At 72.8% G+C, this 12391-nt stretch carries 11 protein-coding genes and 4 tRNA genes; 1 reads left to right on the forward strand and 14 read right to left on the reverse strand.

Annotated elements, in window-relative coordinates; genetic code table 11:
- Window positions 1-18 precede the first annotated feature (18 nt).
- Both EIM48_RS13105 and EIM48_RS13110 read right to left on the reverse strand, forming a co-directional pair.
- On the reverse strand, window positions 19-1317 hold the full coding sequence (locus tag EIM48_RS13105; RefSeq protein WP_125111846.1) for a nucleotide sugar dehydrogenase: 1299 nt from the start codon (window positions 1315-1317) through the stop codon (window positions 19-21).
- Between the two features lie 23 nt (window positions 1318-1340).
- Window positions 1341-1427, reverse strand: a tRNA-Leu gene (locus EIM48_RS13110).
- A gap of 117 nt (window positions 1428-1544) precedes the next feature.
- On the opposite strand from EIM48_RS13110, the gene EIM48_RS13115 reads away from it, so the two are divergent.
- A complete protein-coding gene (locus EIM48_RS13115) occupies window positions 1545-2555 on the forward strand; it encodes a LacI family DNA-binding transcriptional regulator (RefSeq protein WP_026010684.1) in 1011 nt (336 codons plus the stop codon).
- Window positions 2556-2636: 81 nt separating this feature from the next.
- Here the strand turns inward: EIM48_RS13115 and EIM48_RS13120 are convergent.
- The 12 genes from EIM48_RS13120 to EIM48_RS13175 form a co-directional block, all read right to left on the reverse strand.
- A tRNA-Gly gene (locus tag EIM48_RS13120) sits at window positions 2637-2712 on the reverse strand.
- Window positions 2713-2734: 22 nt separating this feature from the next.
- Window positions 2735-2808: transfer RNA gene (locus EIM48_RS13125), tRNA-Cys, on the reverse strand.
- 116 nt (window positions 2809-2924) lie between these two features.
- A tRNA-Gly gene (locus EIM48_RS13130) sits at window positions 2925-3000 on the reverse strand.
- Window positions 3001-3037: 37 nt separating this feature from the next.
- A complete protein-coding gene (gene pgsA / locus EIM48_RS13135) occupies window positions 3038-3670 on the reverse strand; it encodes a CDP-diacylglycerol--glycerol-3-phosphate 3-phosphatidyltransferase (RefSeq protein WP_019399376.1) in 633 nt (210 codons plus the stop codon).
- Window positions 3667-5550 (reverse strand): excinuclease ABC subunit UvrC, encoded by a 1884-nt coding sequence (gene uvrC / locus EIM48_RS13140; RefSeq protein ID WP_019399377.1) that lies wholly within the window; start codon window positions 5548-5550, stop codon window positions 3667-3669. The genes pgsA and uvrC overlap by 4 nt, the downstream gene beginning before the upstream one ends.
- Complete coding sequence (locus EIM48_RS13145; protein WP_125111847.1) at window positions 5547-6959, reverse strand: redoxin domain-containing protein; 1413 nt, start codon at window positions 6957-6959, stop codon at window positions 5547-5549. The genes uvrC and EIM48_RS13145 overlap by 4 nt, the downstream gene beginning before the upstream one ends.
- Window positions 6956-7453 (reverse strand): low molecular weight protein-tyrosine-phosphatase, encoded by a 498-nt coding sequence (locus tag EIM48_RS13150; protein WP_125111848.1) that lies wholly within the window; start codon window positions 7451-7453, stop codon window positions 6956-6958. Before EIM48_RS13150 ends, EIM48_RS13145 begins: the two co-directional genes overlap by 4 nt.
- Window positions 7450-8226 carry a 3-deoxy-manno-octulosonate cytidylyltransferase gene (kdsB, locus tag EIM48_RS13155; protein WP_125076825.1) on the reverse strand — a complete coding sequence of 259 codons (777 nt, stop codon included), beginning with the start codon at window positions 8224-8226 and terminating at the stop codon, window positions 7450-7452. Before kdsB ends, EIM48_RS13150 begins: the two co-directional genes overlap by 4 nt.
- 59 nt (window positions 8227-8285) lie before the next feature.
- Window positions 8286-9341, reverse strand: a complete 1056-nt coding sequence (gene lpxK, locus EIM48_RS13160; RefSeq protein ID WP_125111849.1) for a tetraacyldisaccharide 4'-kinase — start codon at window positions 9339-9341, stop codon at window positions 8286-8288.
- A 70-nt stretch (window positions 9342-9411) separates the two neighbouring features.
- Complete coding sequence (gene msbA / locus EIM48_RS13165; RefSeq protein WP_026010359.1) at window positions 9412-11160, reverse strand: lipid A export permease/ATP-binding protein MsbA; 1749 nt, start codon at window positions 11158-11160, stop codon at window positions 9412-9414.
- Window positions 11157-11576, reverse strand: coding sequence for a biopolymer transporter ExbD (locus EIM48_RS13170; protein ID WP_028914906.1), 420 nt, complete (start codon window positions 11574-11576; stop codon window positions 11157-11159). The genes msbA and EIM48_RS13170 overlap by 4 nt, the downstream gene beginning before the upstream one ends.
- 9 nt (window positions 11577-11585) lie before the next feature.
- Window positions 11586-12269 (reverse strand): MotA/TolQ/ExbB proton channel family protein, encoded by a 684-nt coding sequence (locus tag EIM48_RS13175; protein ID WP_125111854.1) that lies wholly within the window; start codon window positions 12267-12269, stop codon window positions 11586-11588.
- Between the last annotated feature and the right edge of the window lie 122 nt (window positions 12270-12391).

Genomic DNA, 12391 nt, shown 5'->3' on the forward strand with positions numbered 1-12391 from the left:
CGCGCGCCGTGGCGTGGGCTACAGGCGCGCGTCCACCGCCTCGCGCGGCCACACCGACTTGACGTCGTACACCACCGCGCCGGGCCGTCCCAGCGCACGCACGCGCGCCGCGTCCCAGTCGCGGAACTGGGCATGGGCTACCGCCAGCACGATGGCGTCGTAGGCGCCCTGCTCCGGTGCCTCGCGCAGCGGCGCGCCCAGCGCGGCGGATTCGCCCGGGTCGGCCCAGGGATCGACCGCATCGACCCAGGCCCCGGCCGCACCAAGCTCCCGCACCAGGTCCAGCGCGCGGCTGTTGCGCAGGTCCGGGCAGTTCTCCTTGAAGGTCACGCCCAACACCAGCACGCGCGAACCGGCCGGCTCGCGCCCGCGCCCGCGCAGCAGCCCCAGCACCCTGGATACCACGTGCCCGACCACGCGCTCGTTGACCTCGCGCGCGGTGTGGATCAGCTCCGGATGGAAGCCGGCGCTGCGCGACTTGTGCAGCAGGTAGTACGGATCCACGCCGATGCAGTGGCCACCGACCAGGCCCGGCCGGAACGGCAGGAAGTTCCACTTGGTGCCGGCCGCCTCCAGCACGTCGCCGGTATCGATGCCCAGGCGGTCGAACACCAAGGCCAGTTCGTTGACCAGGGCGATGTTGACGTCGCGCTGGATGTTCTCCACCACCTTGGCGGCCTCGGCCACCCGGATCGACGGCGCCGGCCAGGTGCCGGCGGTGATGATCGAGCGGTACAACTCGTCCACCGCGCGCGCGGCGGCCGGGTGCGAGCCGGAAGTGATCTTGCGGATGTCGGCAAGGCGCCGGTGGTGGTCGCCGGGGCTCACCCGCTCGGGGCTGTAGCCGCAGCTGAAGTCCACGTTGAAGCGCAGCCCGGAGCCGGCCTCCAGGATCGGCACGCAGATCTCCTCGGTGGTGCCCGGATACACCGTGGATTCGTAGATCACCAGGTCGCCCGGCTTCAGCGCCGCGGCCACCAGCGCGGTGGCCTGGCGCAGCGGCTCCAGGTCCGGCTCGTGGAAGGCGTCGATCGGGGTGGGCACGGCGACGATGTGGATCGCGCATTCGCGCAGCGCGGCCGGGTCGGAGGCCAGCTCCAGGCCGGTGGCGGCGGCCAGCGCCTGCGGATCCATCTCGCGCGTGCGGTCGTGCCCGGCGCGCAGCTCGGCCACGCGGGTGGCGTCGACGTCGAAGCCGGTCACCTGCCGCCGCGAGGCGAACGCCACCGCCAGGGGAAGGCCCACGTAGCCCAGTCCAATGACCGCGATCCTGGCATCCCGGGCGGGGAGCGGTACCTCGATGTCGGTGGCCTGCATGTGCCTCCAGCAGCAATGTGGTGTGGTGCCCGGGGCGGGACTCGAACCCGCAAAGCCTCGCGGCCGGAAGATTTTAAGTCTCCTGTGTCTACCTGTTTCACCACCCGGGCGGGCAGTCCGCGGCGCGCGCCGCCGGCGCATTGTGCCATTGGCGGAGGGTCCGCCGCGGCGGGCTCCGCTAGAATGGCCCACCACCCGCGGCACGACGCGGGTCACGGGGAGGAGCAGTGCGCGCCAGGATCGAGGATGTCGCCGCCGCCGCGGGCGTTTCCATGAAGACGGTCTCGCGGGTGTTCAACCGCGAGCCCAACGTCCGCGAGGAAACCCGGTTGCGGGTCGAGGAAGCCGCGCGGCAGCTGAACTACCGCCCCAACACCTCCGCCCGCAGCCTCGCCGGCCGGCGCTCGTACCTGGTCTCGCTGCTGTACGACAACCCCTCGCCCAGCTACATCATGGAAGTGATCGAGGGCGTGCTGGCGGCCTGCGAGCAGTCGCACTACGGGCTGACCCTGCGCCCGGTCGACTTCGGCCAGCGCGGCCACGTCGAGTCGGTGGAAACGCTGATCAGCCAGTACCGTCCCGACGGCCTGATCCTCACCCCGCCGCTGACCGACGATGCCGCCCTGGTCAGGCGCCTGCGCGAGCTCAACGTGCGCTACGCCACGATCTCGGCCAAGCGCGACGGCGGCGGCATCGGCGCCACCCTGGACGAACGCGCGGCGGCGGCGGACATGATGGCCCATGTCGTCGCCCTCGGGCACCGCCGCATCGGCCACATCGCCGGCCACCGCAGCCATGGCGGCCGCGCCTGGCGCCTGGCCGGCTACCTCGACGGCCTGCGCCAGGCCGGGATCGAACCGGACCCGGACCTGGTGGTGGAAGGCGAGTTCTCGTTCGAGTCCGGCATCGCCGGCGCGCGCCAGCTGCTGGACATGGCCGACCCGCCCACCGCGATCTTCGCCGCCAACGACGACACCGCCTGCGGCGTGCTGTACGAGGCGGCCGCGCGCGGCCTGCGGGTGCCGGAGCAGCTGTCGGTATTCGGCTTCGACGACACCCCGATCTCGCGCCAGGTCTGGCCCAGCCTCACCACGGTGCGCCAGCCCAGCCGGGAAATGGGCCGGATCGCCGCCCAGCAGCTGATCGCGGCGATCGACGGCCACGGCCCGGCGCACATGGTGCGGGTGCCGTACCAGCTGCAGATCCGCCACTCCACCGGCCCCGCCCCGCGCCGCTGAGCGCCGGCGGAAGCCGGAAACGACAAGGCCCCGCTCTGGCGGGGCCTTTGTCTTGCCGGCCGCTCGGGGCGGCTGGCGGATTGGAGCGGGAAACGGGACTCGAACCCGCGACCTCAACCTTGGCAAGGTTGCGCTCTACCAACTGAGCTATTCCCGCATGAGTTTTTCGCCGGTACCGATGGAGGCCTGGGTCGGAATTGAACCGGCGTACGCGGATTTGCAGTCCGCTGCATAACCACTCTGCCACCAGGCCGGTGACCGGTACCGCCGGCAGCCGGGCCGCCGGAACCCCTCAAAACAAAACCCCGTCTCCGGGGCTTGTCGAGCCGCCGCTCGCCCTCGATGGAGGGCTTGCCACGACCATCGAACTGGAGCGGGAAACGGGACTCGAACCCGCGACCTCAACCTTGGCAAGGTTGCGCTCTACCAACTGAGCTATTCCCGCTTGGGAGACGCGCATTTTAGGGTTTTCACGAAACCTGTCAACTGGTCCCGTGCATTTTCCTGGCCTTCGAACGCGCGGCCGAGGCCTCCTCGTCCGCGCGCAGCGCCGGCCAGGCCGCGTGCAGGTACTGGAAGCCCGACCACAGCGTCAGCAGCGCGGCGATCGCCAGCAGCCAGTCGCCGACGTGGAACACCGGCTCGCCCATCCAGATGCCCGCGGTCGAGCGGTTCGGGCTGACCGAGTACAGCAGGCAGGACAGCGCGATCATCTGCGCGGTGGTCTTGATCTTGCCGATCATCGCCACCTTCACCATCGCCCGCTGGCCCAGCTCGGCCATCCACTCGCGCAGCGCCGACACCGCGATCTCGCGGCCGACGATCACCGCCGCCCAGAACGCCATCCACGGGGTCGGATGGCCCTGCACGATCAGGAACAGGGCCACCGCCACCATCAGCTTGTCGGCCACCGGGTCGAGGAAGGCGCCGAAGGCCGAGTGCATGCCGTAGCGGCGCGCGACCCAGCCATCCAGCCAGTCGGTGACGGCGGCGAGGATGAACACGCCGGCGGCGGCGAAGTTGGTCCATCTGTAAGGCAGGTAGAACACCAGGACCAGCACCGGGATCATCATGATCCGCAGCAGGGTCAGCCAGGTGGGTACGGTCAGGGTCATCGGTCTTGCGCGGATTCGGAGCCAGGCACGGGCAGCCCGTGCAGGGTAGCGTAGATGCGGGCGGCCAGGGCCGCGTTGATGCCTTCGACCCGGGCGATCTCCTCCTCGCCGGCGGCCTTGAGCCCGCCCAGGCCGCCGAAATGCTTCAGCAGCGCGGCGCGGCGGCGCGGGCCGATGCCGGGGATGTCCTCCAGGCGGCTGGTGGTGCGCGCCTTCTGGCGCTTGCCGCGGTGGCCGGTGATGGCAAAGCGGTGCGCCTCGTCGCGCACCTGCTGGATGAACTGCAGCGCCGGCGAGGCCGCGCCGGGGCGCACCTCGCGGCCGTCGGGGAACACCAGGGTCTCGTCGCCGGCACGCCGCTGCTCGCCCTTGGACACGCCCACCAGCAGCACGTTCTCCACGCCCAGGTCGGCCAGTGCCGCGCGCGCCTGCGCCAGCTGCCCGGCGCCGCCGTCGATCAGCAGCACGTCGGGCAGGACCGCGTTGGAACCCGGCGGCGCCACGCCGGCCTCGGCCTCCATCGCACGGCGGAAGCGCCGCTCGATCGCCTGGCGCATCGCGGCGTAGTCGTCGCCCGGCTCGATCCCGGTGATGTTGTAGCGGCGGTATTGGTTGCGCACCGGCCCGGCCGGGTCGAACACCACGCACGAGGCCACGGTGGCCTCGCCCAGGGTGTGGCTGATGTCGAAGCACTCCACGCGCGAGGGCACTTCCTCCAGGCCCAGCAGCTCGCGCAGGGCCTCGCTGCGCACCTGTTGCGCGTTGCGGCTGGCCAGTTCGCTGGCCAGGGCCACCTTGGCGTTGCGCCTGGCCAGTTCCAGGTAGCCGGCGCGCTCGCCGCGCACGCTGGACTTCAGCGCCACCCTGCGCCCCGCCCCCTCGGCCAGCGCCGCCTCGATCACCTCGGCGTCGGGGATCGCGCGGTCCAGCACGATCTCCGGCGGCGCCGGCTGCTCGGCGTAGTACTGCGACACGAAGGCTGCCAGCACCTCCTCGGCGCTGTCCTCGCCGTTGGTGCGCGGGAAGAACGCGCGGGTGCCGAGGTTGCGGCCGTCGCGGAACGCCAGCAGCAGCACGCAGGCGTGGCTGCCCTGCATCTCGCAGGCGATCACGTCCAGGTTGGCGGCATGGCCGTCCACGTACTGCCGCGCCTGCATGCCGCGCAGCTGCGCCAGCAGGTCGCGCAGGCGCGCGGCCTCCTCGAACTCCAGCGCCTGGCTGGCCTTCTCCATCGCCGCCGACAGTTCCTTGCCCAGCTCGTCGCTGCGGCCTTCCAGGAACAGCGAGGCGCGGCGCACCGATTCGGCGTAGTCCTCCTCCGCCACCAGGCCCACGCACGGCGCGCTGCAGCGGCCGATCTGGTACTGCAGGCAGGGCCGGCTGCGGTTGCGGAACACGCTGTCCTCGCAGCTGCGCAGGCGGAACAGCTTGTGCATCAGGTTCATGGTCTCGCGCACCGCGCCGGCGCTGGCGTAGGGGCCGAAGTAGCGCCCCGGCACCGCGCGCGGGCCGCGGTGGAAGGCCAGCCGCGGCCACTGTTCGCGGGTCAGCAGCACGTACGGGTAGCTCTTGTCGTCGCGCAGGGAGACGTTGTAGCGCGGCGACAGCGACTTGATCAGCTGGTTCTCCAGCAGCAGCGCCTCGGCCTCGGTGCGGGTGACCGTGACCTCCATGCGCGCGATCTGGGCGACCATCGCCCGGATCCGAGGGGTCTTGGGCGTGTTGCTGAAATAGCTGGCCACGCGCCGCTTGAGCGCGCCGGCCTTGCCGACGTACAGCAGGCTGCCGTCGGCCGCGTACATGCGGTACACGCCCGGGGCCAGGCTCAGGCCGGAAACGAAGGCCTTGCCGTCGAACTCCGGTACCGCGGGGCTGCTCATTCGCTGATGGTCACGTCGCCCAGTTCGCCGGTGACGATGTCGTAGCGCAGCACGGCGTGGGCGTCGGTCTCGGCGATCCAGACCGCGCCGCCGCCGATCGCCAGGCCGGTCGGGCCGTGCAGGCGCCGCGGCAGGCTCACCGTGGTCAGTTCGCCGCCGCCCAGGCGCAGGGTGCGCAGGCTGCCGTTGCCGCTGTCGGCGATCCACAGCAGCGGCGCGTCCGCGCTCAGGGCGATGCCCTGCGGATGCTGCAGGCGGGCGCTGGCGCGCGGGCCGTCGGCGTCGCCGAAATCCCACATGCCCTGCCCCACCAGGGTCTGGACCAGGTCGCTGCGCAGCTGCAGCGAGCGGATCGCCGAGCCCAGCGCGTCGCACACGTACAGCACCTGCTGCACCGCGGCCAGGCCGGCGGGCTGGGCGAACGCGGCGATGGTGCGGGCGTTGCCGTCGCGCATCTCCAGGCGCCCGGTGCCAGCGCGCAGCGACAGCTCGCTGCGGCCCAGGTCGTAGCTCCACAGGCGGTTGTCGCCGGCGCAGGCGATGTGCACCTGGTTGGCGGCCACGGCCAGCGCCACCGGGTGGTCGAGCGAGGTGCCGCTGCTGGCCACCGGCCCTTCCACCGGCTCGCCGGGGCGGCCGGTGCCGCACAGCGTGTCCACCGTGCCCTTGAGCAGGTTGATCCGGCGCAGGGCATGGTTGCCGGTGTCGGCCACGTACAGGAACTCGCGCTCCAGGGCCAGGCCCTGCGGGCGGTTGAACGCGGCCTGGTCGTGCGGGCCGTCCATCGCGTCGGCGGTGCCCAGGCCGAACTGGCGCAGGATGCGCCCGGCGTGGTTGCACTCCAGGATGCGGTGGTGCCCGGTGTCGGCGATGAACAGGCGCTCGGCGCTGACCGCCACCGCGGTGGGGAAGCGCAGCGCCAGGCGCGGCTCGGGCACGGTTTCCACCAGCCGCACCTCCTCCGGGTGCGGGGGCGGCGCGTCCGCGGCCAGGGCCGACAGCGCGCGGTCCAGGTCGCCGCCCAGGCCGACGATGCGCTCGCGCTCGCGGCCCTGCGCGTCGACCAGCAGCAGGGTCGGCCAGGATTCGATGCCGTAGCGCTGCCAGGCCGCCCAGTCGGCGTCCAGCAGCGCGGGGAAGCTGCTGCCATGGCGGCGCAGCAGCTTCAGCGAGCGCTGCGGCTGGCGCTCGCAATCGAAGCGCGGCACCTGCAGCACCAGCACGTGCAGCTTGCCCGGGTTGCGCGCCTGCCAGTTCGCCAGCTCCTGCAGGCGCTGGGTGCACCAGGCCGAGGCGGCGTTGACGAAGGCCAGCACGACCGGGCGGCCGCGCAGGTCGTGGAGGGAGGCCGGGTTGGCGTTGAGCCAGTCGAGGCCGGCGGGCAGTTCCTGGAGGGTCGCCGCGTTCATGGGGCGATTATGCCGGAGCCAGCGCGGCTGGAAAGCCGTTCGACCGCGGCCCGGGCCGCGGCGTCGACCAGGCTCCAGACTTCCTCGAAGTGTTCCTCCCCGCCGTAGTACGGATCGGGCACCTCGCCGCCGGGCACGGTCCCGGCCCAGTCCAGCAGCAACGCGACCTTGCCGCGTGCCTGCGCCGGGGCCAGCCGGCGCACGTCGCGCAGGTTGTCGGCGTCGGCGCAGAGCAGCCAGTCGAAGTCCTCGAAGTCGCGGCTGCGGACCTGGCGTGCGCGCAGGCCGTCGATGTCCACACCGTGACGGCGGGCGCAGGCAATGGCGCGGCGGTCCGGCGGCTCGCCGGCGTGCCAGCCGCCGGTGCCGGCCGAGTCCACCTCCACCCGCCCGGCCAGGTGCGAGGCGGCGATCCGGGCGCGCAGCGCGCCCTCGGCCATCGGCGAGCGGCAGATGTTGCCCAGGCACACGACCAGGATCCGGGTGGTGCTCATGCGCCCAGCTCCCGCAGGCGGGCCTCGGCGCGCTCCAGGTCCTCCTGGGTGTCCACGCCCGGCGGGAACGGCTCCGGGGTCAGGGCCACGGCGATGCGGTGGCCGGCTTCCAGCACCCGCAGCTGCTCCAGCGATTCGACCCGCTCCAGCACGCCCGGCGGCATCGCCGCGAAGGTGCGCAGGAAGCCGGCGTGGTAGGCGTAGATGCCGATGTGGCGCAGCCAGTGTCCGCCTTCCGGCAGCACGCTGCGGTCGCGGGCGAAGGCGTCGCGCGGCCACGGCAGCGGCGCGCGGCTGAAGTACAGGGCGTCGCCGTTGGCGGCGCGCACCAGCTTGACCGTGTTGGGATCGAACAGGACTTCGGCCTCGGTCACCGGCGCGGCCAGGGTCGCCATCGCCGCCCCGCTGGCGGCCAGCAGCCGCGCGACTTCGCGGATGCCGCTGGCCGGGGCGAAGGGCTCGTCGCCCTGCAGGTTGACCACCAGGGTGTCGTCGCTCCAGCCGGCGATCGCGGCGCATTCGGCCAGGCGGTCGGTGCCGGAAGCGTGGTCGGGCGAGGTCATGGCCACGCGCACGCCGGGCTGGCCGGCCACGGCCTCGGCCACGCGCGCGTCGTCGGTGGCCAGCCAGACCTCGCGTGCGCCGGCGGCCAGCGCGCGCCGCGCCACGTGCAGCACCAGCGGTTCCCCGCCGAGCGGGCGCAGCGGCTTGCCCGGCAGGCGGCTGGCGGCGTAGCGGGCCGGCACGGCGACCACGAAATCCAGTTGCGACATGACGTTCTCCGGTCGTGCGATCTGTCCAGGACGGCCGCCGCGGCGGCCGGATGCGGCCTTCAGCCTTCGCGCGGCGGCGAGCCCAGGCGGTCCAGCAGCGCCACCCAGAACGCGGCCGGCAGTTCGGCGTCCACCGGCACCGCGTGGCAGCGCTCGTCGGCGAAGGCGGCGCACTTCACCGCGTCCTTCTCGGTCATCAGCACCGGCAGGTCATTGCCGAACTCCAGGTCCGCCGGCTGGTAGGCGTGGTGGTCGGCGAAGGCATGCGGGACCACGCCGATCCCGGCCGCGCGCAGGGTATCGAAGAAGCGTTCGGGGTTGCCGATCCCGGCGACCGCGTGCACGCGCAACCCGGCGAACGCCGCCAGCGGCCGCGGCCGGCCGCCGGCCAGCGGCAGCACGCTGCGGGTGCGCAGGTACATCGGCCATTCGCCGAAGCCGGTGGCGCAGGCGGCGGGCCGCTCCGCGGCGCGCCCGGTCCCCGGCGCGCTGGCCGCGGCGCCGCCGTGGCCCAGGTTGACCACGCGGAAGTCGCAGCGGCGGCCGCGCTCGGCCGGTTCGCGCAACGGTCCCGCCGGGAGCATGCGGCCGTTGCCGTAGCGGCGCGCGCCGTCGATCACCTCGATCTCGACGTCGCGCTCCAGGCGGTAGTGCTGCAGGCCGTCGTCGCACACCACCACGTCGCAGCCGGCCTCGACCAGGGCGCGCGCGGCGGCGGCGCGGTCACGGTCGACCCGCACCGGCACCGCGGCGCGGCGCGCGATCAGCACTGGCTCGTCGCCGCCCTGCTCCACCGGGGTCTCCGGCAGCACCCAGCGCGGCGCGGTGTCGGCGCGGCCGTAGCCGCGACTGGCCACGCCCGGGCGCCAGCCTTCGCGGCGCAGGCGCTCGACCAGGGCCAGGGTCAGCGGGGTCTTGCCGGCGCCGCCGGCGGCCAGGTTGCCGACCACCACCACCGGCACCGGCACGCTGTGCCGGCGCAGCAGGCCGATCCGGTAGAGCCGGCCGCGCAGGGCGATGGCCGCGCCGTAGACCGTGGCCAGCAGCCGTGCCGGCAGCGGCACCGGGCCGTCGTTGAACCACCAGGAAGGGGTCTTCGGGGCGCCGCGGCTCATGCCCGGACCTCCCCGGGCGCCGCGCCGGCGTTCGCCGCTGCCACCCAACCGCTGTGCAGGATCCCGCGCATCACGCCTGGCGCTCGCGGAACTGGGCGCTGTGCAGGTGGGCGTAGAGGCCGCCGGCGGCGACCAGCTCGGCGTGGGTGCCGCGCTCCACGATCCGGCCCTGGTCCAGCACCAGCACCTGGTCGGCGTGCTCGATGGTCGACAGGCGGTGGGCGATCACCAGGGTGGTGCGCTCGGGCATCAGCCGCTGCAGTGCGTCCTGCACCAGGCGCTCGGATTCGTTGTCCAGGGCCGCGGTGGCCTCGTCCAGGATCAGGATCGGCGCGTCGCGCAGGATCGCGCGGGCGATCGCCAGGCGCTGGCGCTGCCCCCCGGACAGCAGCGCGCCGTTCTCGCCGATCGGGGTATCCAGGCCCTGCGGCAGGCGCTCGATGAACTCCCAGGCGTTGGCCGCCTCGGCCGCGGCGCGGATCGCCTCGTGGCTGGCGTCGGAGCCGTAGGCGATGTTGGCGGCGACGGTGTCGTCGAACAGCATCACCTTCTGCCCGACCAGGGCGATCTGCCGGCGCAGGTCGCTCATGCGGTACTCACTGAGCGGCACCCCGTCCAGGGTGATGCGCCCGGCGCTGGGCTCGTAGAAGCGCGGCACCAGCCGCACCAGGCTGGTCTTGCCCGAGCCGGAGCGGCCGACGATCGCGGTCACCGTGCCCGGGCGGGCGACGAAGCTGACATCGTCCAGGGCGAAGCCGGGCTGGTCGCGGTAGCGCAGGCTGACGTGCTCGAACGCCAGCTCGCCGCGGGCGCGGTCGATGCGGCGGGTGCCGGTGTCGGTCTCTTCCTCGCTGTCGATGATCTGGAACAGTCGCTCGGCCGCGGACACACCGCGCGCGACAGCGGTCTGCACGCTGGTCACCCGACGCAGCGAGGGGATGATGGCCATCATCGCGGTCATCAGCATGACGAAGTCGCCGGCATCGAGGCGGCCCTGCAGCGCCTCGCGCGCGGCCACCCAGACGATCGCCGCCAGCGCCAGCGCCGCCAGCAGCTGGACCATGGCCGATGCGCCGGCGCGGGTGCTCTCGACCTTCATGTTCAGGCCCAGGATGCGGTTGGCGAGGCTGGCGTAGCGCCCGGTCTCCAGCGACTGCGCGCCGTGGATCTTGACGTCCTGCTGCGCCGCCAGCGACTGCTCGGCACTGGCGGCCATGCGCCCCATGCCGTCCTGGATGCCGCCGCTGATGCGGCGGTAGCGCTTGCCCACGTACCACACGATCACGCCGATCAGAGGGGTGATCAGCAGCATGGCGAAGGTCACCTTGATGCTGGCCCACAGCATGATCCCGAGCAGGCCGGCGATGGTCAGGCTGTCGGTGACCAGGGTCTTCAGCGCCTCGGAGCTGGCCTGGGTGACCTGTTCGGTGTCGAAGTTCAGGCGGCTGACCATCACCGGGGTGGATTCGGCGTCGAAGTGCGCCGACGGCAGCCGCAGGTACTTGGCCAGCACCTGCTCGCGCAGGTCGCGGACCACGCTGCGGCCGGTGCGGGCCATGCCATAGTCGGTGACGAAGGTGGCCAGGCTGCGCAGCACGAACAGGCCGACGATGGCCAGCGGCAGGAACACCGCGTCCTCGGCCGTGGGCTGCACGAAGTTGTTGGTCAGCGGCTTCATCAGCCGCACGAAGCTGGCGCCGGCCACGGCTTCCACCGCCATGCCGACCAGGGCGGCGGCCAGGAACATCCAGTACCTGCGGGTGTAGCCGAGCAGGCGCCGATAGATCGGCCAGACCGGTTGCCGGGGGGTACGACTCAAGACTGCGGCTCCGGTGCGGTGGCGATGGCGATGCGGCGGAAGCCCAGCTGGGCCAGGGCGTCCTGGGCGGTGACCACCGCCTGGTACGGGGTGCGGGCGTCGGCGCGCAGCATCACCGGCAGCTCGCGGTCGTCGCCGGCGGCCGCGGCGATGGCCTGCTTGACCGCCTCCACGTCGGTGCGCAGCACCTCCTGCTCGCCGACGAAGTAGCGGCCGTCGGCGTTGACCAGGATGTTGAGGGTCTTCGGCGGCGCCGGCTGCTGCGCGCTGGCCACCGGCAGCTGCAGCTGCAGGGTCGAGCGGACGTCGAAGGTGGTGGTGATCACGAAGAAGATGATCAGCACCAGGATGACGTCGATCAGCGGCACCAGGTCGATGCCCGGCTCGTCGTAGGCGCGCTGGTCGCGGATACGCATGGCCGTCCCTCAGCCGCGCACCGGGGCCGCCGGCGCCGGGCGCTGCGCCGGGCGCTGCGCCGGGCGCGCCGCGGCCGGGCGGGCGGCGCCGGGCGCGCGCTCCAGGGCGTCGAGCAGCGCGGTGGCCTGTTCCTCCATCTCGATCACGTAGCCGGCGATGCGGCTGCGGAAATAACGGTGGAACACCAGCGAGGGCACCGCCACGATCATGCCGGTGGCGGTGCATACCAGGGCCTTGCCGATGCCGCCGGCCAGCTGGTTCACGTCGCCCAGGCCATGGTCGAGGATCCCCAGGAACATCTGGATCATGCCGATCACCGTGCCCAGCAGGCCCAGCAGCGGGCCGGCCGAGGCGATCGTGCCCAGGGCGCTGAGGAAGCGCTCCATGCGGTGCACCAGGTGGCGGCCGGTGTCCTCCAGGCGCTCGCGGATCAGCTCGCGCGGGCGGTGGCGCACGTCCAGCGCCGCCGCCAGCAGCGCACCCAGCGGCGAGTTGCGCCGCAGCGATTCGATGTGGGCCGGTTCCAGCTCGCCGCGGGCCGCCCAGTTACGGACTTCCTCGCCCAGGCGCGGGGGCATGACCTCCACCCGGCGCAGGCTCCACAGCCGCTCGATGATGATCGCCAGGGCGACGAGACCCAAGAGGATCAGCGGCAGCATCGGCCAGCCACCGGCCTTGACCAGTTCCCACACCTGAACCACCTCCGGCACGCAGCCATCTTGCACAGGAACGTAAGGATGACGGCAAACGCCTGCGCGGCGCCAGCCCACCAGACGCCGGCGCACGTAACCGGCCGGGAAACGCCGGCGGCGGC

Origin of the sequence: Pseudoxanthomonas sp. SGNA-20 (genome assembly GCF_003931635.1) — a bacterium.
In the GTDB taxonomy this organism is placed as follows: Bacteria; Pseudomonadota; Gammaproteobacteria; order Xanthomonadales; family Xanthomonadaceae; genus Pseudoxanthomonas.